At 72.0% G+C, this 20,973-nt stretch carries 23 protein-coding genes and 2 pseudogenes; 13 read left to right on the top strand and 12 right to left on the bottom strand.

The window, feature by feature from the left end; genetic code table 11:
• Positions 1-72 precede the first annotated feature (72 nt).
• A complete protein-coding gene (locus IE255_RS38615) occupies positions 73-555 on the bottom strand; it encodes a VOC family protein (RefSeq protein ID WP_190055112.1) in 483 nt (160 codons plus the stop codon).
• Between the two features lie 120 nt (positions 556-675).
• On the opposite strand from IE255_RS38615, the pseudogene IE255_RS38610 reads away from it, so the two are divergent.
• From IE255_RS38610 to IE255_RS38600, 3 genes and pseudogenes are all read left to right on the top strand, one after another.
• Positions 676-834: pseudogene (locus IE255_RS38610) on the top strand (epoxide hydrolase); the annotation flags it as partial.
• A gap of 164 nt (positions 835-998) precedes the next feature.
• Positions 999-1,640 carry an ATP-dependent Clp protease proteolytic subunit gene (locus IE255_RS38605; protein WP_190055111.1) on the top strand — a complete coding sequence of 214 codons (642 nt, stop codon included), beginning with the start codon at positions 999-1,001 and terminating at the stop codon, positions 1,638-1,640.
• On the top strand, positions 1,640-2,242 hold the full coding sequence (locus tag IE255_RS38600; protein WP_190055110.1) for a ClpP family protease: 603 nt from the start codon (positions 1,640-1,642) through the stop codon (positions 2,240-2,242). Before IE255_RS38605 ends, IE255_RS38600 begins: the two co-directional genes overlap by 1 nt.
• 25 nt (positions 2,243-2,267) lie before the next feature.
• Here IE255_RS38600 and IE255_RS38595 read toward each other — a convergent pair whose 3' ends face one another.
• Positions 2,268-2,696: a helix-turn-helix domain-containing protein gene (locus IE255_RS38595; protein WP_190055109.1), complete on the bottom strand. Its 429-nt coding sequence runs from the start codon at positions 2,694-2,696 to the stop codon at positions 2,268-2,270.
• 239 nt (positions 2,697-2,935) lie between these two features.
• Here IE255_RS38595 and IE255_RS38590 point away from each other — a divergent pair, with 239 nt between their 5' ends.
• Complete coding sequence (locus IE255_RS38590; protein WP_190055108.1) at positions 2,936-3,823, top strand: RNA polymerase sigma factor SigF; 888 nt, start codon at positions 2,936-2,938, stop codon at positions 3,821-3,823.
• Positions 3,824-3,990: 167 nt separating this feature from the next.
• Here the strand turns inward: IE255_RS38590 and IE255_RS38585 are convergent, their stop codons facing one another.
• The gene (locus IE255_RS38585) at positions 3,991-4,455 is read right to left on the bottom strand and encodes an ATP-binding protein (protein ID WP_190055107.1); all 465 of its coding nucleotides are present in this window, start codon (positions 4,453-4,455) and stop codon (positions 3,991-3,993) included.
• 187 nt (positions 4,456-4,642) lie between these two features.
• Here IE255_RS38585 and IE255_RS38580 point away from each other — a divergent pair, with 187 nt between their 5' ends.
• Genes IE255_RS38580 through IE255_RS38570 form a run of 3 tightly spaced genes read left to right on the top strand, consistent with a single transcriptional unit; the run spans position 4,643 to position 5,777 of the window.
• Positions 4,643-4,783, top strand: a complete 141-nt coding sequence (locus IE255_RS38580) for a hypothetical protein (protein WP_190055106.1) — start codon at positions 4,643-4,645, stop codon at positions 4,781-4,783.
• Positions 4,780-5,364, top strand: a complete 585-nt coding sequence (locus tag IE255_RS38575) for a PRC-barrel domain-containing protein (RefSeq protein WP_190055105.1) — start codon at positions 4,780-4,782, stop codon at positions 5,362-5,364. Before IE255_RS38580 ends, IE255_RS38575 begins: the two co-directional genes overlap by 4 nt.
• Positions 5,361-5,777, top strand: coding sequence for a PRC-barrel domain-containing protein (locus IE255_RS38570; RefSeq protein ID WP_190055104.1), 417 nt, complete (start codon positions 5,361-5,363; stop codon positions 5,775-5,777). Before IE255_RS38575 ends, IE255_RS38570 begins: the two co-directional genes overlap by 4 nt.
• A 1-nt stretch (position 5,778) precedes the next feature.
• Here the strand turns inward: IE255_RS38570 and IE255_RS38565 are convergent, their stop codons facing one another.
• Positions 5,779-6,939 carry a DUF6777 domain-containing protein gene (locus IE255_RS38565; RefSeq protein ID WP_190055103.1) on the bottom strand — a complete coding sequence of 387 codons (1,161 nt, stop codon included), beginning with the start codon at positions 6,937-6,939 and terminating at the stop codon, positions 5,779-5,781.
• Between the two features lie 179 nt (positions 6,940-7,118).
• Here IE255_RS38565 and IE255_RS38560 point away from each other — a divergent pair, with 179 nt between their 5' ends.
• Positions 7,119-8,417, top strand: a complete 1,299-nt coding sequence (locus tag IE255_RS38560; RefSeq protein ID WP_190055102.1) for a streptophobe family protein — start codon at positions 7,119-7,121, stop codon at positions 8,415-8,417.
• Positions 8,418-8,427: 10 nt separating this feature from the next.
• On the opposite strand, the gene IE255_RS38555 is transcribed toward IE255_RS38560, so the two are convergent.
• Genes IE255_RS38555 through IE255_RS38540 form a run of 4 tightly spaced genes read right to left on the bottom strand, consistent with a single transcriptional unit; the run spans position 8,428 to position 13,609 of the window.
• Complete coding sequence (locus IE255_RS38555) at positions 8,428-9,426, bottom strand: serine/threonine-protein kinase (protein ID WP_190055101.1); 999 nt, start codon at positions 9,424-9,426, stop codon at positions 8,428-8,430.
• Positions 9,423-10,799: a hypothetical protein gene (locus IE255_RS40530; protein WP_372487639.1), complete on the bottom strand. Its 1,377-nt coding sequence runs from the start codon at positions 10,797-10,799 to the stop codon at positions 9,423-9,425. Before IE255_RS40530 ends, IE255_RS38555 begins: the two co-directional genes overlap by 4 nt.
• A 9-nt stretch (positions 10,800-10,808) precedes the next feature.
• On the bottom strand, positions 10,809-13,139 hold the full coding sequence (locus tag IE255_RS38545; RefSeq protein WP_190055100.1) for an FHA domain-containing protein: 2,331 nt from the start codon (positions 13,137-13,139) through the stop codon (positions 10,809-10,811).
• Positions 13,140-13,198: 59 nt separating this feature from the next.
• On the bottom strand, positions 13,199-13,609 hold the full coding sequence (locus IE255_RS38540; RefSeq protein WP_190055099.1) for a hypothetical protein: 411 nt from the start codon (positions 13,607-13,609) through the stop codon (positions 13,199-13,201).
• A gap of 499 nt (positions 13,610-14,108) precedes the next feature.
• On the opposite strand from IE255_RS38540, the gene IE255_RS38535 reads away from it, so the two are divergent.
• Positions 14,109-14,396 (top strand): DUF1905 domain-containing protein, encoded by a 288-nt coding sequence (locus tag IE255_RS38535; protein WP_190055098.1) that lies wholly within the window; start codon positions 14,109-14,111, stop codon positions 14,394-14,396.
• Positions 14,397-14,440: 44 nt separating this feature from the next.
• Here IE255_RS38535 and mgrA read toward each other — a convergent pair whose 3' ends face one another.
• Positions 14,441-15,433, bottom strand: coding sequence for an L-glyceraldehyde 3-phosphate reductase (gene mgrA, locus IE255_RS38530; RefSeq protein ID WP_190055097.1), 993 nt, complete (start codon positions 15,431-15,433; stop codon positions 14,441-14,443).
• A gap of 117 nt (positions 15,434-15,550) precedes the next feature.
• Between mgrA and IE255_RS38525 the strand changes: the two genes are divergently transcribed.
• Together IE255_RS38525 and IE255_RS38520 are read left to right on the top strand one after the other, a co-directional pair.
• On the top strand, positions 15,551-16,435 hold the full coding sequence (locus IE255_RS38525; protein WP_190055096.1) for a LysR family transcriptional regulator: 885 nt from the start codon (positions 15,551-15,553) through the stop codon (positions 16,433-16,435).
• Between the two features lie 68 nt (positions 16,436-16,503).
• Complete coding sequence (locus tag IE255_RS38520) at positions 16,504-17,019, top strand: mycothiol transferase (protein WP_190055095.1); 516 nt, start codon at positions 16,504-16,506, stop codon at positions 17,017-17,019.
• On the opposite strand, the gene IE255_RS38515 is transcribed toward IE255_RS38520, so the two are convergent.
• Positions 17,001-18,080, bottom strand: a complete 1,080-nt coding sequence (locus IE255_RS38515; protein WP_190055094.1) for an adenosine deaminase — start codon at positions 18,078-18,080, stop codon at positions 17,001-17,003. The genes IE255_RS38520 and IE255_RS38515 overlap by 19 nt on opposite strands.
• 45 nt (positions 18,081-18,125) lie before the next feature.
• Entirely contained in the window at positions 18,126-18,518 is a 393-nt protein-coding gene (locus IE255_RS38510) for a VOC family protein (RefSeq protein ID WP_190055093.1), read from the bottom strand.
• Positions 18,519-18,638: 120 nt separating this feature from the next.
• Between IE255_RS38510 and IE255_RS38505 the strand changes: the two genes are divergently transcribed.
• Positions 18,639-19,058, top strand: coding sequence for a tautomerase family protein (locus IE255_RS38505; protein ID WP_190055092.1), 420 nt, complete (start codon positions 18,639-18,641; stop codon positions 19,056-19,058).
• A 75-nt stretch (positions 19,059-19,133) separates the two neighbouring features.
• Positions 19,134-19,481 carry an antibiotic biosynthesis monooxygenase family protein gene (locus IE255_RS38500; protein ID WP_190055091.1) on the top strand — a complete coding sequence of 116 codons (348 nt, stop codon included), beginning with the start codon at positions 19,134-19,136 and terminating at the stop codon, positions 19,479-19,481.
• Positions 19,482-19,638: 157 nt separating this feature from the next.
• Here IE255_RS38500 and IE255_RS38495 read toward each other — a convergent pair.
• Positions 19,639-20,864, bottom strand: a pseudogene (locus tag IE255_RS38495) (IS701 family transposase).
• Between the last annotated feature and the right edge of the window lie 109 nt (positions 20,865-20,973).

Here is a 20,973-nt window from a genome sequence, read left to right as displayed (position 1 = left end):
CTCATGACGACGCACCACGAACAGACCAACGCACCAACCACTTTGCGGACACGACCTAGGGGCGCCGGCTGCTCACTCGCCCGCGTACGCCTTCTCCAGGGCGGCGATGTCGAACTTGCCCATCGCCATGAACGCCTCGGTCACCCGGGCCGCCTTCGCCGGATCCGGGTCGGTGACCATCTCGTCGAGCCGGTCCGGGACGACCTGCCAGGACACGCCGTACTTGTCCTTGAGCCAGCCGCAGGGGCCGGGCTCGCCGCCGTTCTCGGTGAGCTTGGTCCAGTAGTAGTCGATCTCCTCCTGGTTCTCGCAGAAGATCATGAAGGAGACCGCCTCGTTGAACTTGAACTGCGGTCCGCCGTTGAGCCCGAGGAACTTGTGGCCGTTGGCCGTGAACTCGACGGTCATCACAGTGCCGGCGGGCTGGAGCGCTCCCTCGGGGTAGCGGGCGATCTTGCCGATGCCGGAGTTCTTGAAGATCGAGACGTAGTGGTGAGCCGCCTCTTCGGCCTGGCCGTCGAACCAGAGACAGGTGGTGAAACCGTCGGACGCCATGAGTTCCTCCCGGAGCGTGGATCGCTGTCATGGGTGTCGACCGGCCGGCGCTCCGGAACTCATCGGTCCGGCGGAAATTCGTTCGGCCGGGCCACGCCCTCGACCACCGACACGACCACGCGACAGCGCACGCTCGCCTCGTGGCAGCGCGGGAGCGGCCGGTCCCGCGAGGGCACCGGGTACGCGGTCCCGCAGTCGTGCCGGCCGCAGACCCTCGCGTACGCCCTCACCGACTCGCCCGTCGGTCAACTCGCCTGGATCGTCGAGGAGTTCCAGGACGGAGTTCGGGCGTTGTTCCGCCCGTTGCGCGAAAAGGGCTGAGCCGGGCGCTCTGCCGGTGGCGGATCTGCCCACGGCAGACAGCCGTCGTCCCGGCATCGTCCGAGGTCGACAGTGGAGTCGACGGCACTTCCACGGCACTTCGGCCACGACGAGGAGAACCGATGACTCCACTCACGACACTCGCCCCGCGGGCGGAGGAAGGCGACACCCCTCCGACCCGGTTCGACGACCATCTGGCCGCGCAGTTGCTCGCCCAGCGCATCGTGCTGCTGGGCACGCAGGTCGACGAGGTCTCCGCGAACCGGGTCTGCGCGCAGTTGCTCGTGCTGTCCGCGGAGGACCCGCGCACCGACATCAGCCTGTACATCAACAGCCCGGGCGGGGCGGTGCACGCGGGCCTCGCGATCTACGACACGATGCGGCTCGTCCCCAACGACGTCTCGACCCTGGCCCTGGGATTCGCGGCCAGCATGGGCCAGTTCCTGCTGAGCGTCGGTGCCCCGGGCAAGCGCTACGCCCTGCCGAACGCGCGGATCATGATGCACCAGCCGTCGGCGGGCATCGGCGGCACCACCGCCGACATCGAGATCCAGGCGGAGAACCTGGAGTTCACCAAGCGGACCATCGAGCGGATCACCGCCGAGCACACCGGCCAGAGCCCGGAGACCGTCTCCCGGGACGGCGACCGGGACCGCTGGTTCACGGCCGAGGAGGCCAGGGAGTACGGCATGGTGGACCGGGTCGTGGAGTCCCTCGCAGACATCCGCCCGGCGGCCGGCCGACGCAGGATCGGGCTTCAGTGATGGGGACGTACACGATTCCGAACGTCGTCGAACGCACCCCGCAGGGCGAGCGGTCCTACGACGTGTTCAGCCGGCTGCTGTCCGAGCGGATCATCTTCCTCGGCACCGAGATCGACGACGGCGTCGCCAACGTCGTCATCGCGCAGCTCCTCCACCTGGAGTCGTCGTCCCCGGAGAGTGAGATCGCCGTGTACATCAACTCCCCCGGCGGCTCGTTCACTTCGCTGATGGCGATCTACGACACCATGACGTTCGTGCAGGCGCCGATCTCGACGTTCTGCGTCGGGCAGGCGGCCTCCACGGCGGCCGTGCTGCTGGCCGGCGGGGACCCCGGGCGGCGGTTCGTGCTGGAGCACGCGCGTGTGCTGCTCGGCCAGCCCGCCACCGGCGGGCAGCGCGGCATGGTGTCCGACCTGGCGCTCCAGGCCAAGGAGATGGTGCGCATCCGCTCCCAGGTCGAGGAGGTGCTGGCGCGGCACACCCACCACGACGTGGCGACCCTGCGGGCCGACATGGACCGCGACAAGGTGTTCACCGCGCAGGAGGCGGTGGCCTACGGGCTGGCCGACGAGGTGCTCGGCCGGCGCTGCGCGGGGGTCTGAGACACCGGCCGGCCGGCACGCGGGCTCAGGCGGCGAGGCACATGCCGTCGTGCGACGACGTGGACGTCCCGCGGCGGCTGACGCCCGGGTGCCGCGAGGTGACGCGGGTCAGTTCGCCCTGGGCCCTGGACAGCAGGTCGCCCAGGCCCAGTCCGAGGGCGTGGGCGGCGGCCGCGAGGACCTCCGAGGAGGCCTCTTTGCGGCCCCGCTCCACCTCCGAGAGGTAGGGCATGGAGATCCGGGCCGCGTCGGCGACGTCCTTCAAGGTGCGCTCCTGCGCGAGGCGTTCACGCCGCAGGACGTCACCCACGAGGTCGCGCCACAGGGGCTCCTTCGGGGCGGGGACCGGGGGCCCTTGGCGTGGCGGAGCGGCGGTGGGGCGGGCCGCCTGGGGGCGCGCGCCGTGCGGACGCAGGGGGATGACGCGGGCTTCGTTCGGCACGTGGTTGCTCACTGTTCCAGCCTAGGAGCCCTGCTCGCCGGGGGAAGGGCCCGGCGTTCCGCTCTGGGTGAATCGCCGCAACGCGAAGGCCGGGCACCGGGGTTGGGGAGGCCGGGTCTCGGCCACGGTAGCCTGGATCCGCGGCCGGTTTCCGCCGGTCGGCCATTGGGGGGCATGTGTGGCGCCTGCCCGGGTACCCGCAATCCGGAAGGACCTAGGCAGATGTCCGCCATGAAGTTCGGGGAGAGGTAATGGAGACCGCCGTGATCCGGTCGAAGGCACAGGTCGTCGAAGAGAACGCCGAAGCCAGCACGGGTGACGGAGCACTGCCGGGAGTCGTGGACCCGCGGTCCGTGGCTCCACGGGACGCGAGGGAGCTGTCCCGCCAGTTCTTCCAGCGCCTGACGGAACTCGAAGAGGGCACGCACGAGTACCAGTACGCGCGCAACACGCTGATCGAGATGAACATGTCGCTCGTGCGGTTCGCGGCCGGCCGGTTCCGGGGTCGCGGCGACGACATGGAGGACATCGTCCAGACCGGCATGATCGGCCTGATCAAGGCCATCGACCGGTTCGAGCTGTCCCGCGAGGTCGAGTTCACCTCCTTCGCGCTGCCGTACATCGTCGGTGAGATCAAGCGGTTCTTCCGGGACACGACGTGGGCCGTGCACGTGCCGCGGCGGCTCCAGGAGCTGCGGGTGGAACTGGCCAAGGCGCGTGAGGAGCTCGCCAGCCGGCTGGACCGCGAGCCGACGGTCGCCGAGCTGGCCACGCTGATGAACATCTCCGAGAGCCAGGTCGTCGAGGGGCAGATCGCCGCGAACGGGTACAACTCCTCGTCGCTGGACGCCGCGCTCACCGGCGACGGGCCGGAGGGCGGCGAGGCCGTCCTGGCCGACTTCATCGGCGTGGAGGAGGACGGGCTGCGGCTCGTCGAGGACTTCCACTCGCTCGCCCCGCTCATGGCCGAGCTCAGCGAGCGGGACCGGCAGATCATCCACATGCGGTTCGTGGAGGAGGCCACCCAGGCGGAGATCGGCGAGCGGCTCGGCTGCTCGCAGATGCACGTCTCCCGGCTGATCAAGCGGATCATCACCCGGCTGCGCGAGGGCATGCTGGGCGAGCTGGGCTGCGCCTGACGCAGCCGGCCGGGTCGCGGGCGCCGTCCCGCATGCGGGAGCGGGACGGCGCCCGCGACGGTGTCCGGGTCCGGTCGTCCGGCTCCGTCACTCCGGCCGGCTCCAGAGGGTCACGGCAGCGGGCCACGGCTCGCAGAGCGCCCCGCCGGATTCCTCACCCGGAGGGCTCACCCACCGGTTTCGTCGGCGAGCGGCAGCACGGCGCGGACGCGCTTGCCCACCGGCACCCGTTCGACGCTGACCTGCTCCGCGAGCGCGTGGACGATCTCCAGGCCGTGCCGGCCGACGCGCTCGGGGTTGCGCGGGAAGATACGGGGCAGGGCGCAGCTGCTGTCGTAGACCGACACCGTCACCGCGGTGTCCGTGCCCACGAGCTCCAGGATGTACGGCCCGTTGCTGTGCCGGTCGGCGTTGGTGACCAGCTCGCTCACCACGAGCAGCACGGCGCCGTCGACGCGGTCGTCGATGCGCGCGCACCACTCGGTCCTGAGCTGGTCGAGGAAGAGCGCGGCGAAGGACCGCGCCTCGGCGATGCATCCCTGCTCGCCCGTGTAATGTGCCGCCCGCCTCAGCGGTTCCACGGGCACGTCGAAACCAGTCGGTATCACTGCCCCGTCCACGTGGTCGATCATTCGTTTCTCTCTGGGAAGCCGGACTGGCCGGACGCTCTGCACCAGTGCTCGTACCCCGAGCCGCGCGGTGCAGTCCTGACAGGTGTCCCTCCGTCCCGTGCCCTGGGCATTGTCCCCCGACCGCGGGGCACCCGGAAGGCACCAGGACCGGCCGAGGGCGGCCGGGCCGGATCGCCGGAGGTGTGCGGTGGCCTGGTGGATATGGCTGGTCATGGTGGTCGCGGCGCTCGTCGCCGTCACGGTGGTGACGCTCGCCGTGCAGGCCGGCCGGCGGTCGGGGACGGTCATCGCGGTCCGGCGCCGGCCCGGTGGGAAGGGCATGCGATGAACGAGCTGATGGCGGCGCGGAGCCTGACGACCCTGCCGGTGGTCACCCTGGGCGGAGACGCCGTCGCGCAGATCAAGGACACCGTCTTCGACGCCGCGGCCGGGCGCGTCACCGGCTTCACGCTCAGCGGCCGCGGCCTGCTGTCGGGCCCGCTGAAGCAGAGCCTGCCCTGGACGGCGGTGCACTCGCTGGGCCATGACGCCGTGATGATCCGTGACGCCCTCGCCCTGCGGGAGACGTCCGTCGTGGTGGCGCGCCGTGAGGCCCAGCAGGGCCGGGTGCTGCACGCGAAGGTGCTGACCGACGAGGGCACGGAGGTCGGCACGGTGCTCGACGTGATCGTCGAGGGCGGCACCAGCGGCCGTGTCGTGGGCTTCCGGATCGCCGCCGGCAAGGCGCTCGTGCAGGGCTCCCGACGCCGTCGGCACCGGGTGTACGTGCCGCGCGGCGAGACGCTCGCCGTCTCCGGCCGGGCGCTGGTCATCCCCGCGGACGCCACCCGTTACGTCGCCGACGACCTGCCGGCCTTCGTCGCCCGGGTCGGCGCCTTCCACGACGAGCGGAAGGGGACGCCGCCGTGATGCTGTTCTCCCAGGCGCGGGGCCTGCCGGTGCTGACGCTGACCGAGGCGGAGGAGATCGGCGTCCTGCGGTCGCTGACGGTCGACGCCGCGTCCGGTGTGGTCACCCACGTGCGGGTGCGGGGCAGGCACTCCCGCAAGGAGACCGTGCTGCCCTGGGGCGCCCTGCACGCCCTCGGCCCGGACGCCGTGCTGGTGCGCTCGGCCGCCGCCCCCGCCGAGGTGCCCGCGCACCACGAGCTGCCGGGTCTGAGGATCCTCGCCGAGACGGGCTACGAACTCGGCACCGTCAAGGACGTCGCGTTCGAACCGGAGACCGGCCGCGTCGAGGCGGTCGTCAGCGCCCACGGCGAGGTGCCGGCCGATCGTCTGCTCGGTCTCGGTGACTACGCCCTGGTGGTCCGCGCCGGGTGAGTCAGGAGGCCGGGGGCTGGTCCGTCGTGCCGTTCCCGGTGTCGTTCCCCGGCGGCGGAGGCGCCGGGGACTCGGTCGTCGGCGGCTCGGTCGTCGGCGGCTGAGGCGACGTCTCCGTCTCCGTCTCCGTCCCGGTCTCGGTCTCCGAGGTCGGCGGCTCGGTGGTGGGCGGCTCCGAGGTGGTCGTGTCGGTCGGCGACGTCGGTGTGGTGACGCTCACCGAGGGGGACGGCTTGTCCGGCTTCTCGGTCTTGCGGTCCTTCGTGCCCGTGTCGCCCTTGTGCCGCTCGAACCACTCGCCGTCGCGTTCGCACATGACGAAGACGTCGACCGGCTCCGGCGCGGGGGTCACCACGACGACGTTCGACGGCTTGTACCCCGGCCACTCGTCGCCGGTCGCCTTGGGCGCGCTCTGCTGGGCGACCGGCGGGGACAGCGGGTTGCCGCACGCGCAGCGCACCCGGGGCACGCCGCGGTCGTCGACGAGGACGGCCGTGCCGGCCTGGAGGACGGCCTGGTAGCTGGTGGCGGCGCCGTCTTTGTAGCCGTGGTTGGTGACGCGGGTGTCGATGCGCAGTTGCACCGGGGTGAGCGAGCGCAGATAGGCGGGGACGTCGGGCGGGTCCACGCGGGCGACCGAGGCGAACGCCCGTTGCTTCTCCGGAGCCCCCTCGAAGTACGTGATCTGCTGCTCCACGTCGCAGCTGGCGACGTTGCGGGTGCCGCCGTACAGGCCGGGCGCTCCGCCCTGCACGCCCTGGACGGCGTTCTGCGTGGCCAGCTCGGTGGGTGAGGGCGAGACCGGAGCGGCGGAGCTCTCCTTCGCCGTGGACTCGGTGAACGGGTCCGGGCCGGTGTCCGCCGCGGGCTGGAGGAAGACCTCGCCCTGGGAGGTGCTGGTCCCGCCGTCGGAGGCGCCGGTGCCGCCGCCGTCGGGGCGGGTGAGCACCACCGCCAGGAGCACGGCGGCCACGACGGCGGTGGCGATCAGCGCGACGCGGGGCACGGATCCCCACCACGGGCGGCGGGGCTCGGGCGGCTCGCCACCCCCGGTCGGCGGTTCGGGGGGCGGGCCGCCCCCCGACGGCGGCTGGGAGGGACCCGACAGCGGGCCCGAGGGAGGTCCTGTGGGGCGGCCGGACGACGGCGGTTCGACGCTCACGAGCTCTTCTTCCCGCGTGGGTTCTCTGCGGCATTCACACACCCGAAGTGTTAGATCCCGGCATGTACCGCTTCTTCCACTACGAGTTCATTGTGTGCTCCTGTCCCGTAGGCCTCGCAAGCCGACGCGGACGGACCTCCCAGCGGGCGCCCTCCCCGGGTGCTGCTTAGCGTGGCACCGTGAGTTCGCGCACCCCCTCCCGCCAGGCACGTACCTCCGGCGAGCGGGCCGTCGCCCGGCACGGCTGGGCGCATGCCCTCGCCACGGTGCTCGGCGGGCTGCTCGCCATGGCGGTGGTGGCCGCTCTCGGCCTGTGGGCGGCCGGGGCCGCCGACCTTCCGGACGGCGCGTTCGCCCCGGTCGTCGCGGCGACCATGGTCACGGCCGTCGGCGGCGCGGTGCAGCTCTCCGGGAGCGCCGGCGACCTGGCCGACACACAGGCGGGCCTGACCGTGATCCCCTTGTCGGTCACGCTCACCGGGGCGCTGGTGATCGCCTGGGGCTTCCTGCGGCCGTTGCGGCACCGCGCCGTCGCCGGTGCCGGGGAGCTGGCCGGGTGGGCCGCCCGGGTCGCGGCCCTGTGGCTGCTCGCGCTGATCGGCCTGACGCTCGCCGCCCGCCACACCTTCGACATCTCCCTCGGGAACGACGCGCTGGGCGAACTCGGCGACCTGTTCGGCGCCTCGCCGGAGATCGGCTTCACCACCGATGTGCCGCTGTCCGTGTTCGTCGGCGTGGTGTGGCTGGCCGGTGTGCTGGTGCTGGCGCTGCTGGTGTCGCGCGGGGCGCCGCTGCCGGCCGGGCTGCTGCGCTTCCAGGCCTCCGTCCGGCCGGCCGCGTACGCGATGGTCGCGCTGCTGCTCGCCTACGTCGTCATCGGTGTGGTCATCGCGCTCGTCGTCGCGGCGACGCGGGGACACGCGGCGGAGACCCTCGCCGTGATTTTGCTCGGCCTGCCCAACCTGGTGTGGCTGGCGCTGACGATCGGCCTCGGCGCCACCTGGAACGGCAGGGTGGAGGGGCCGTTCGGACTGCCCATGCCGCATGTGCTCGACGAGGTGCTGCGCACCCCAGACATCTCCGAGCTGAACCTGCGCACGCTGTCGGAGCACGACGGCCGGGTGTGGTGGCTGCTGGTCGTCGACATCGTGCTGCTGCTGGCCGCAGCGTTCGTGATGGCGGCCCGGTCACCGGCCCGGGTCCGGGCCTGGCAGCACGCCGTGCACATGGCGGTCGCACTCGCGCTGACGGTGTTCATGATCTGCCTCGTGGGGCGCATCTCGGCACACTACGGCCTGTCCGTGCTCGGCATCGGCGACCTGGGCGGCAGCCTCGCGGGCGAGCTGTTCCTCCGGCCCCGGCTGTGGGGCGCGGTCGGGCTGGCCGTCCCGTGGGGGCTGGTGACCGGGTTCGCCGGGGCGCTGCTGGCCCGGCGCGTGCGGCGGCGGGGCGAGGTGCGCCCAGGCCGGGAGAGCTGACGCCTGGCGGCTACGGCCGCGGCAGGAAGACCGGTTCGGCCCAGCGCGGGGGCGGCTGGGGCCGCTCCTCCCCCGCGCCCGGCCGCTGCCGGTCCCCCCGCGCCGGTGTCCGGACGGCTCCGGCCGGCCCGCCGCCGGTCGTCGCGGCGCGCAGCGCGGCCACGAAGTCGAGGCAGGACGGGTACCGGTCGTCGGGGCGCTTGGCGAGGGCCTTGGCGAAGACGGGGTCGGCCTGCGCGGCGATGCCGGGCCGGGCCTCGGTGAGCGGCGGCGGGTCGTCGTACTGGTGGGCCCACAGCAGGGCCATGTCGTCGTCCCGGCGGAAGGGCGGATGACCGGCCAGGGTCTCGTAGACGACGCAGGCGAAGCCGTACACGTCGCAGCGGGCGTCGACCGGCTTGCCGGAGATCTGCTCGGGGGCGACGTAGTCGAGCGTGCCGACGAACTGGCCGACCGTGGTGAAGCCGGTCAGCGACAGCGACTTCTTCGTCAGGCCGAAGTCGGTGAGGTACACGTGCTCGGGGTGGTCGCTGTCGGTGCCGCGGGAGACCAGGATGTTGCCGGGTTTGACGTCCCGGTGCACCAGGCCGTGGTCGTGGGCGGCGTCGAGCGCGGAGGCGACCTGGGCGGCGACGCGGACGGCGGTGGCGGGCGGCAGCGGGCCCTCCCGGTCGAGGAGGTGCCGCAGGTCGCTGCCGGCGACGTAGCGCATGGCGATGTACAGCACGCCGTCCGTCTCGCCCGCCTCGAACACCGGCACGATGTGCGGGTGGTCGATCGCGGCTGCGGCCCGGGACTCGTGGGTGAAGCGGCGCCGGAAGGTGTCGTTGCGGGCGAGTTCCGGGGCGAGCAGCTTCAGGGCGACGGTGCGTTCCAGACGCAGGTCGCGGGCCCGGTAGACGACGGCCATGCCGCCGCGCCCGATCTCCTGCTCGATCCGGTACCCGGCGATCTGCTGCCCGACCAGCTCGGAGGGCCGCCCCGAGAACAGGCTCGTCTCGCGGTTCAACGGGCATCACCCTCGGGCGACACGACCCGGGTGGGCGCCGCCTGGTCCGCCCGGCCCGCCCGCTCGACGTCCTCGGGGGAGACGACAGGCGTGGGCTCGGGGCTGCCGGACGATACGACCCTCGTGGGTTCGGGAGCGTCCGGAGACGCCCCCCGGCCCGGCTCGGGAGCATCTGAAGACACCACCCGGGTCGGCTCGGGAGCATCTGAAGACACCACCCGGGTCGGCTCGGGAGCGTCCGGAGACACCACCCGGGTCGGCTCAGGCGCCTCCGGAGACACCACCCGGGTCGGCTCCTGAGCCCCGGATGGCCTGGCCCCCGCCGGCCCCTGCGCCTCCGACGACGCCACCCGCGTCGACTCCGCGGCCTCGGACGGCGTGGCCTCCGCCGCTTCCGAAGCCTCGGGCGACGCAACCCGGGGCGACTCGGGAGCGTCCGGAGACACGACCCGCGTCGGCTCCGGCACCTCCGGCGACACCACCCGCGTTGACTCCGCGGCCTCGGATGGCGTGGCCCCCGCCGCTTCCGAGACCTCGGACGACACAACCCGGGGCGGCTCAGGAGCCTCGGGCGCCACGACCCGCGTCGGCTCCGGCGCCTCCGACGACACCACCCGCGTCGGCTCCGGAGCCCCGGATGGCCTGGCCCCCGCCGACCCCCGCACCTCCGGCGACACCACCCGCGTCGGCTCCGGAGCCCCGGGCGGCGTGGCCCCCGCCGACCCCCGCGCCTCCGGCGAGACCACCCGAGTCGGCCCGGCGGGTGCCGCCGATGCGGGCGGTTCGGACGGAGGGGCCGTCGGGTCCGGGTGAGGCGGCTCCTCGGGGACCACCCGCGTCGGGGGATGCACAGGCGCCTCGGCCCGGTGGGACGGCTCCGGCTCGGCAGCCCGGGGTGTCTCGTCCGTCGCGTACGTCGTCAGGCGGGTGCCGTCGGCGTACACCCAGTGCCCGTGGGCGGCGTCGTAGAGCCAGACGGACTCGCCGTCGACGACGACGCCGATCCGCAGCCCGTGGGTGCGGGTGCGGAAGGACTCCCGGTCGAGGCCGCCCGCGAGGTCCTCGACCGCGGACCGGTAGCGCGCCAGAGCCTGCTGCGCCCGGCTCAGCAGCGGACGCGGATCCGCGGTGCGGGTGAGCGGCCCGTCCGCGGCGGGCGGGTCCTGCGGTACGGCGACCAGGCGGCGCCCGTCGACCCACGCCGACCAGCCGTTGACGCACAGCACATGCCCCCAGTCGCCCTGCCGCTCCAGCAGCTGCACCGGCAGCAGCGGGTCGAGGTCGACGGTGGGCCGGGCCGGGTCGGGCGCCTCCCAGGCGGGCATACCGTGCTGCGGGACGACGTGGGTGGGCCGGAAGCCGGGAGTCGTCATCAGCGCTCCCTACTTCCGCATCACGGCCGGCTCGTGCCGGCGCAGCAGCCGGGACACCAGGAAGCCGAAGAGCGCCGACAGCACGACCAGCATCCCGACGTCGAGCAGCCACGTGCCCGCCGAGTGCTCGAAGAGCGGGTCCTTCGTCAGGTCGTCGGGCACGATCCGGGCCAGCCCGACGGTGCCGGCCATCGCCGCCAGCGCCCACCGCGCCGGCACCAGCCAGCCCAGCTGCTCCAGCCCGGGCACGCCGTCCAGCTTCAGCAGGGCCCCGCAGAAGACGACCTGGACGATGGCGACGAGCACGAGCAGCGGCATCGTCACCTCCTCCTTGCGCACCAGCGCGGAGATGAACAGGCCGAGCATCATGGCCGTGAAGGCCAGCAGGGCGACGGCGACCGCGATCTCCACCAGGGGCGACATCAGCACGCCTTCGCCACCGGGCGCGTTGAGGTCCACGCCGAGCAGGGCGACCAGGGTCAGCACCACCGCCTGGAGCACGGTGACGACACCCAGCACGACGACCTTGGACATCAGGTACGCCGATCTGGACAGGCCCACCGCCCGCTCCCGCTGGTAGATCACCCGTTCCTTGACCAGCTCGCGCACGGCGTTCGCGGCGCCGGTGAGCACCGCGCCGACGCACAGGATGAGCAGCGTGTTCATCGCCGTGTCGAAGGTCAGCTTGCCGGCCGCCAGGGCCCGCGCCATCACGCCCATCACGAACGGCAGCGCGATCATGATGATCAGGAAGGTGCGGTCGGCGCTCAGCGCGGACGCGTACCGGCGCACCAGGGTGCCGAGCTGCGCGGCCCGGCTGCGCGGCCGGGGCGGCGGGGTGATGACGACGGGCTCCGACCGGGGCTGCGGCGGCTGGGCGCTGGCGTCGGCGACATAGCGTCCGTGGAACGGCGAGGCTGCGTACTCCCCCGCCCAGTCCCGCTCCGCGTCCCGGTCGAAGGCCTCGAAGGCCTCCGGCCACTGCTCGAAGCCGAAGAACGGCAGCGCGTCCTCGGGCGGCCCGTAGTAGGCGATCTTCCCGCCGGGCGCGAGCACGAGGAGCCGGTCGCACACGTCCAGGCTGAGCACGCTGTGGGTGACGACGATGACGGTCCGGCCGTCGTCGGCGAGGCCGCGCAGCATGTGCATCACCGAGCGGTCCATGCCGGGGTCGAGTCCGGAGGTCGGCTCGTCGAGGAACAGCAGCGACGGCTTGGTCAGCAGCTCCAGGGCCACGCTGACGCGCTTGCGCTGGCCGCCGGACAGGCTGTGCACGTGCTGGTCGGCGCGCTGTTCCAGGCCCAGTTCGCGGATCACCTCGTCGACCCGGGCGCGCCGCTCGGCCTTGGCGGTGTCCTGTGGGAAGCGCAGCTCGGCGGCGTAGGAGAGGGCTTTGCGGACGGTCAGCTGGGCGTGCAGGATGTCGTCCTGCGGGACGAGGCCGATGCGCTGGCGCAGCTCGGCGTAGTCGCGGTAGAGGTCGCGGCCGTCGTAGAGGACGGTGCCGTGGTCGGCGGGCCGCTGGCCGGTGAGGGCGTTCAGGAGCGTGGACTTCCCTGCGCCACTCGGGCCGACGACGGCGAGCAGGCACTTCTCCCCCACCGGGAACGACACGTGGTCGAGCAGGGTCTTGCGGCCGCGGTCGACGGCGACGGCGAGGTCCTGCACGTCGAGGGAGACCTCGCCGGTGTCGACGTACTCCTGGAGTTCGTCGCCGACGAGGCAGAACGCCGAGTGGCCGATGCCGACGATGTCGCCCTGGGCGATCGGTGCGGTGGTGACGGGGCGGCCGTTGAGGTACGTGCCGTTGTGGCTGCCCAGGTCGGTGATCTCGTACGTGCCGTCGGGCAGGGCACGCAGCTCGGCGTGCCGGCGGGAGACCACGAGGTCGTCGATGACCAGGTCGTTGTCGGTGGCGCGGCCGATGCGGATGGTGCGGGCGGGCAGCGGCCGTACGGTCGTGGGCTGCCGGTAGGTGCCGGTCAGGGCCGGCATGGAGACGGCGGAGGGGCGTTCCGGGGCCGGGGCGGGGCGGCCCAGCAGGACCACGCGCGGCCCGTCGGCGGGGCTGCCGAAGCGGATGACGCTGCCGGGTCCGACGTCCCACTCGTGGATGCGCCGGCCGTCGGCGTAGGTGCCGTTGGTGCTGTTCTCGTCCTCGATGGTCCAGTGGCCGTGGTCGGGCCGCAGCACCGCGTGGTGCCAGGAGACCCGGTCGTCGTCGATGACGATGTCGCTCAACGGGTCGCGTCCTACGTGGTAGTCGCGGCCCGGATTCATCACGGTGGAGCCCGTCTCGGTCTCCAGGACGAGTTCTGGTGCTACCGACGGCTGCGCCATGACCAAGATTCTACCGATTTGCCCTGGTGTGTGCCTCCGTGAGCAGGGGGTGGAGCGGCTCAGGCCACGGGGACGCCGAGGACGGGTGCCGTGCGCTGCATCCGCAGGGCGTCCACGGACTCGGCGAGCAGTTCGTACTCGGTGGTGTCGTCGCTGGTGGCGATGCGCACCAGCCGTCCGGCCGCCAACTCCTCGGCGACCCGCTCCTGCTGGGCGGGATCGCCGCACCAGGCGCGCAGCAGCATGGGCACGTCGGGCACGGTGGCGGCGACCGGCACGAGCGCGCCCGGCGGTAAGTGCTCGGCGTCGGGCTGGGGGTCGAGGCGCTGGGCGATCCAGGAGGCGCGGTCGCGCAGCCACCACAGGGCGAGGGCGAGGGTGGGGGCCCGGTAGGTGCCCAGGGGCACGCCGATACGGCGGCCGTCGCAGACTCCGTACGCCGTGACATGGCACAGAAACTCGTCGTGCACGTGACCTCCCCCGTCGCCCTGCCCGGCCGCCGGCCCGGGCTCGCTGTTCCCGTGGCTCCCGTGCTGTGCGTGAGTGCGCCGTCGCTGGATGTGAAAGCGCTCTCGCAGGTCAGTATGTTCACTACTGAAACACTGTCACCACGACTTTCCGGCCACTCTCCTGGCATAGTCAGCCCCCGAGTTGGCCGAAACGTGGCGGCGGGCTCCGGGGGCATGCCCCGGGAGGTAATCGACGGTTCCGGCGGGCCCGGGCAGGGTGGTTCGTGCCGGGTTCGCCGCGAGCGGTGATCCGGGCTCCGACCAGCAGGTATGACGTTTCTGGAGGCTCGGCACCCGTCGCCGAGTCGGATGTGATCACGCTGGACGAGCGGGGCCGGATCAGGGCCGTGCTGGGGGTCCCTGGACCGGGTTCCCGCCGGGGCCTGAGCCGGGATCGCGATGAGTTTTCCGGTGCCCGGCGGTCTGCCGTGTGGGAGACCGCCGAGCACAGGAGGACGCCATGGCTCCGACCGGAGAACTGCACGCCGAGTTCACCGCTGTCCTGCAGAAGAGCCCCGCCGAGGGCGGCTGGACCTATCTGGTCTGGCCCGAGTCCGTCGCGTTCTTCGGCACCCGCGGCCTGGTCAAGGTCCGCGGGACGATCGACGGGCATCCGTTCCGCAGCTCGTTCATGGCGCTGGGCGACGGGACGCACAAGCTGCCCGTGAAGGCCGAGATCCGCAAGGCCATCGGCAAGGCGGAGGGCGACACGGTCACCGTGCGCCTGGAGGAGCGGATCAGCTCCTAGGTTCGCGTGCCCCGGGGGCGTCCGCACCGGGGCACGCCGACCGGCTACTGCTTGACGATCGCGTCGATCCGCGCCAGCTCGTCCGCGTCGAAGTCCAGGTTGCCGATGGCTCCGACGCTGTCCTCCAGCTGCTGCGGGCTGCTCGCGCCGACCAGCGCCGAGGTCACGCGGCCCCCGCGCAGCACCCAGGCCAGCGCCATCTGGGCCAGGGTCTGGCCGCGCGTCTTGGCGATGTCGTTCAGGTCGCGCAGCCGGCCCACCAGCTCCTCGGTCACGGCGTCGGACTTCAGGAACGGGCTGTCGCTCGCGGCCCGGGAGCCCTCGGGGATGCCGTCGAGGTAGCGGGCGGAGAGCAGGCCCTGCTCCAGCGGGGAGAAGACGATCGAGCCGACCTGGAGCTCGTCGAGGGCGTCCAGCAGGCCCTCGTCCTCGGGGCGGCGGTCCAGTATCGAGTAGCGCGGCTGGTGGATGAGGAGCGGGGTGCCCAGCTCGCCCAGGATGCGGGCGGCCTCGCGGGTCTGCTCGGCGGAGTAGTTGGAGACACCGACGTAGAGCGCCTTGCCCTGCTGCACCGCCGAGTGCAGCGCGCCCATGGTCTCCTCCAGCGGAGTGTCCGGGTCGGGGCGGTGCGAGTAGAAGACGTCGACGTAGTCCAGGCCCATCCGCGCCAGGCTCTGGTCCAGCGACGACAGCAGGTACTTGCGCGAGCCCCACTCGCCGTACGGGCCGGGCCACATCAGGTAGCCGGCCTTGGTGGAGATGACCAGCTCGTCGCGGTACCGCGCGAAGTCCGCCTTCAGGAACTCGCCGAAGGCGGACTCGGCGGCGCCGGGCGGCGGGCCGTAGTTGTTGGCGAGGTCGAAGTGGGTGACGCCGAGGTCGAAGGCGCGGCGCAGGATGGCGCGCTGGGTCTCGACGGGCCGGTCCGGGCCGAAGTTGTGCCACAGGCCGAGCGAGAGCGCGGGGAGCTTCAGGCCGCTGCGTCCGGTGCGCCGGTAGGGCATGTCCGCGTAGCGGTCGGGGTGTGCGGTGTACAACGCGACTCCAGAGGGGTTGGCGCGGGCGGGAAGAAGTCCGTGCCCACTCTGGCGTGACCTGCGCCCATACGTCCAACAGAAGAATCCGATGGAATTCAGCGGCTACGCTTCTCAGTCATGGAACTGCGCCACCTCCAGCACTTCGTCGCGGTCGCCGAGGACCAGCACTTCACCCGGGCGGCGGAACGCCTCCTGGTGTCCCAGTCGGGCCTGTCGGCCTCCATCCGGGCGCTGGAGCGGGAGCTGCAGACGCCGCTGTTCGTGCGCACGACCCGCCGGGTGACGCTCACCCCGGCCGGGCGGGCGCTGCTCGGCGAGGCGGAGCGGATCCTGGCGCAGGTGCGCTCGGCCCACGAGGCGGTGGCGGCGGTGCAGGGCGTGCTGCGCGGCATGCTCGCGCTCGGCAGCGAGCAGTGCATCGCCGGGGTGCATGTGGCGGGGCTGCTGGCCGCCTTCCGGCACCGCCATCCCGACGTGGAGATCTGCCTGCGGCAGGCCGGGTCCGGCGCGCTGGCGGAGGAGGTCGCGGCCGGGCGGCTCGACCTGGCGTTCGCGGTGCGGACGCAGGAGGACAGCGACCAGCTGCGGTCGGTGCCGCTGACCAGCGAGCCGATGACGCTGCTGTGCCACTCCAGCCACCCGCTCGCCACCGCCGGTGCGGCCGTCACGCCGGAGGAACTGGGCGGTGAGGTGTTCGTCGACTTCCACCCGGACTGGGGTCCGCGCCGCACCACCGACACGGTCTTCGCCGCCGCGGGCGTACGGCGGACCGTGGCCCTGGAGGTGAACGACGTGCACACCCTGCTCGACCTGGTCGACGAGAACCTCGGCGTCGCCGTCGTACCGCGGCACTTCGCGCACAAGCGCGCCTCCCTGACCGCGCTGCCGGTGAAGGGCACCGGCGAGGCGGTCTACGAGACGGTGGCCCTGCTGCCGCCCCCGCAGGCCACCAGCCCGGCGGCCCGTGCCCTGATGGGGCTGCTGGAGACCGCCGGCGCGTGACCGGGGTCGCACGCGGCGCCCGGATGAACGGGGGCGCACACGGCGCGCCGATGCGCGATGGTGGAGCCATGCATGCGAAGGACATCCTCATCGACGGCTACAACCGCATCCAGGAAGAAGTCCACGCCACCGTCGAGGGGCTCGGGCCCGACGAACTGGCCGCCCGCCCCTCGCCCGACACCAACTCCATCGCCTGGCTGGTATGGCACCTCACCCGTGTCCAGGACGACCATGTCGCCGACGCCTTCGGCCTGGAACAGGTGTGGCTGTCCCAGGACTGGGAGAAGCGCTTCGGACTGGGCCTGCCCCGCCACGACACGGGATACGGCCACAGCCCCGCCAAGGTCGCCAAGGTCAGGGTCGACTCCGGCGACCTGCTGACCGGCTACTACGACGCCGTGCACGCACAGAGCCTGGACGCCCTGCGCGGCCTGGCCGCCAAGGACCTGGAGCGGATCGTCGACGAGCGCTGGGACCCGCCGGTCAGCCTGGGCGTACGGCTGGTCAGCGTCCTGTCCGACGATCTCCAGCACATCGGACAGGCCGCCTACGTCAAGGGGCTACTTCAGAGCGCGGCCTCGTAGCCGGGCAGGACCACGTCCCGGATGAGCGCGTTGCGCTCGTCGAACGGGAGGAACGCGCTCTTCAGGGCGTTCACGGTGACCGTGCGCAGATCCTCGACGGTCCAGCCCGCCTGCTCCACCAGCAGGGACATCTCGCGGGTCATCGTCGTGCCCGACACCAGCCGGTTGTCGGTGTTGAGGGTGACGCGGAAGCCGAGGTCCTTCAGCGCGGTGATCGGGTGCTCGGCGATGGAGGTCGCGGCGCCCGTCTGGAGGTTGGACGTCGGGCACATCTCCAGAGCGATCCGCCGGTCGCGCACCCAGCCGGCGAGCCGGCCGAGCTTGCCCGCCGCGAGGTCGGGGATGTCGTCGGTGATGCGCACGCCGTGCCCGATGCGCTGGGCGCCGCACACCTGGAGGGCCTGGTGGATGCTGGGCAGGCCGTGCGCCTCGCCCGCGTGGATGGTGAACGGCACGTTCTCGCGGCGCAGGTGCTCGAAGGCCGCGAGGTGGTCGGCGGGCGGGAAGCCGTCCTCGGCGCCGGCGATGTCGAAGCCGACGACACCGGCGTCGCGGAAGGCCACGGCCAGGTCGGCGGCCTCGCGCACCCGGTCGAACATCCGCATCCCGCACAGCAGGGTGCCGACCCGCACCGGCGTGCCCGCGGCGGCCACCTTGGCCATGCCCGCCGCCAGGCCCTCCTGGACGGTCTCCACGACCTCGGCCATGGTCAGCCCGCCGTTGGTGTTCAGCTCGGGGGCGTAGCGCACCTCGCCGTACACGACGCCGTCCGCGGCGAGGTCGAGCACGTATTCCTCGGCCGTGCGCAGCAGGCCCTCGCGGGTCTGCATGACGGCGAGGGTGTGCTCGAAGGTGGCTATGTAGCGCACCAGGTCACCGGAGTTGGCGGCCTCGTAGTACCAGGCGGCGAGCTCGTCGGGGTCGGTGGTGGGCAGGGTGTGGCCGACCGCGTCCGCGAGCTCCACCACGGTGGCGGGGCGCAGGCCACCGTCGAGGTGGTCGTGCAGCACGGCCTTGGGGAGGCGTCGGATCACTTCGGTGTCTACGCGCGTAGCAATCATGGCGGGTCTTTCCTTGGGCTGGCTGTTCGAAGCGGCGGGGGAAGGTCAGTCGGCGGGCTGGAGCAGGTCCCAGCGGTTGCCGTACAGGTCCTGGAAGACGGCGACGATCCCGTACGGCTCGTGGCGCGGCTCCTCCAGGAAGGTCACGCCCGCGGTGGTCATCCGGGCGTGGTCGCGGGCGAAGTCGTCGGTGTGCAGGAAGAACCCGACCCGCCCGCCGGTCTGGTCCCCGACCCGGGCGGCCTGGGACTCCCCCTTGGCACGGGCCAGCAGCAGGCCGGTGCCCGCTCCCGGGGCGCCGGGTTCGACGACGACCCAGCGGGATCCGTCGGGCCGGGGGGTGTCCTCGGCGAGCCGGAATCCGAGGGCTTCGGTGTAGAAACGGATCGCCTCGTCGTAGTCGTCGACGACGAGGGCGACCAGGGCGACACGTCTCATCGGAGCCTCTCGGAGCGCGGGGTTAGCGGGAGAGGTTATACGTAAAACGCGTCGGATGCCAACCGGGCTACCGAATTCTGTACCTACTAGTATGTACACCCGCCGACCAGGGAGGCCTTCATGCCCTTCATCCGCATCGACACGCTCCGCGCCGGACCCGAGCGCCTCGCCGCGCTCGGCCGCGCCGTCCACGACGCCCTGACGGAGACGATCGGCATCCCGTCCGACGACCGGTTCCAGGTCCTGGTGGACCACGACGGCACGAGCAGCACCCTGCGGTACGGCGACTACCTCGGCGTGCGTCGCGACGACGGCATCGCCTACGTCGCGATCACCCTGCGCTCCGGTCGCACGCCCGCGCAGAAGCAGGCGCTGTACCGCAGGATCGCCGAGCTCGCCCAGAAGTACGCGGGCACCGAGCCGCGGAACGTGTTCGTCGTCCTGACGGAGAACGAGTCGGCCGACTGGTCGCTCGGGGAGGGGGTGGCGCAGTACGTCGAGGGCTCGGGGGCCCGGGAGCGCGGGTCGGTAACCGGGTAACGGGGTTGTGAGTTCGGGTGGATGCGCGAGATCGTTCGAGTCGATACTGCCGGTGCCGTCTGATGGAGGACCTCCGTGACCGATCCCGCGCCCGCGTCGCTGCCCGAACCGCCCTACTACGCCGTGGTGTTCACCGCCGTGCGGACCGCGGGCGACAACGGCTACGCGGAGACGGACGAGCGGTTGCTGAAACTGGCCGCCGACCAGCCGGGGTTCCTCGGTATCGATTCCGCTCGCCGTGCGGACGGCCTGGGGATCACGGTGTCGTACTGGAGGGACGAGGACTCGATCGCCGCCTGGCGGGACCACGCGGAGCACGCCCTGGCCCGTGCGCACGGACGGGAGCACTGGTATGCCTCGTTCTCGCTCCACGTGGCCAAGGTCGAGCGCGCCTACGCGTTCACCCGCCCGGCGGATGCGTAGGCGCCACCGCCGCCCGCCCTTGTGAGCCGCCGGCTCGGCACTGACTCGAGCCCTAGGGCCTAGTACTCCAGCGAGATTTCGTTTCCTGAACTGGTCCTTCTTCGGTAGTGGCATCGTCGGGCTGTGGCTTGGTGGTGTCGGCGCCAGTGGGACCAGTTCAGAGCGTGCTGACGCCGGTCGAGTTCGGGTCGTGGGTGAGGCAGGACAGTGTCCAGCAGTCGCCTGATCTCCGCCACCGTGAGGGGGAGGAGGCTGCTCGGTTCGTTTCTGCTGTTTCTCGGTGGGCTGCCTGGGCGGCCAGGACGGTGAGGAAGGCATGGGCGAGCATGGCCAGGGTGATGTGCCGATACCAGCCGATATAGCGGCGGACCTCGTACTCGTCCAGGCCGCACTCGTTCTTCGCGGCCTGGAAGCACTCCTCGATCGCCCAGCGGGAGCCAGCGATGCGGGCCAGCTCGGCGATCTCGATGCCGACGGGTGCGTAGGCCAGGTAGTAGGCCACATCTTCGGGGTCGGACAGGCTGCGGCGGGCCATCACCCACCGGTGATGAGTCGGTGGGTCGGGGTCGAAGATCAGGTTGGCGGGCAGTTTGGCCGCGGCCCAGTCATAGATCCGCGGCCCCTTTGCCCCGTCGCCGCAGGACAGCCGCTGCCAGGCATCATCGGGTGCTTCGTCGATGAGTTCATCGATGCGCCAGATCCCGGCCAGGGACTTGATCTGCTGGGATTTCGGCACTGCCAACACGTAACCGACGTCGAGTTGTTCGAGCAGGCGGCGGAAGTGCCAGTCCTGCCCGTAGGCCTCGTCCGCGGTGACCCAGGCGGCGGGCAGGCCGGCGGCCAGGCAGCGGCGGACGATGTCCCGGGCCAGCTCGCCCTTGGTCGCGAAGACGCGTGCGTCGGGGATCTTCGCCGCCCGGCAACGGTCACGGTCGGACGTCCAGGCCTTGGGCAGGTAGAGCTCGCGGTCCACCAGGGCCCGGCCTGGACCCCGATCTGACAGTTGTCGATCTTTCCCGAAGTGCCGGTGTACTGCCGGCCCACCCCGGCCGAGGTGGTGCCCTTCTTGATGAACCCGGTGTCGTCGATGATCAGCACACCGCCCGGTCCGAGCCGCTCGGCGACGTAATCGCGCACGTCGTCGCGGACCGCGTCGGCGTCCCAGCAGGCCCCGTTCAGCAGATGTTGCAGGCCCGCTGGGTCGCGGTGGCCGGCCCATTCGGCCAGCTGCCAGCCGTTCTTCCGCTCGACCGGCGCCAGCAGACCACGCACGTAGTCCCGCATCCGCCGTCGCAGATCCGCCCGGGGGAACCGGCCTGCCACCCGAGCAAACACCGACTCCAACTCAGCCTGCCACTGGTTGACTTCAGCTATCGCCTCCATACCCGGACAACGACAACCACCAGCTCAGGACACGAAATCTCGCTGGAGTACTAGGTCGTGTCCGCAAAGTGGTTGGTGCGTTGGTCTGTTCGTGGTGCGTCGTCATGAG

The sequence above is a fragment of the Streptomyces lomondensis genome, assembly GCF_014651035.1.
Taxonomy (GTDB): domain Bacteria; phylum Actinomycetota; class Actinomycetes; order Streptomycetales; family Streptomycetaceae; genus Streptomyces; species Streptomyces lomondensis.
The sequence above is the reverse complement of the archived record's forward strand: the minus strand, read 5'-3'. Positions and strand labels throughout refer to the sequence as shown.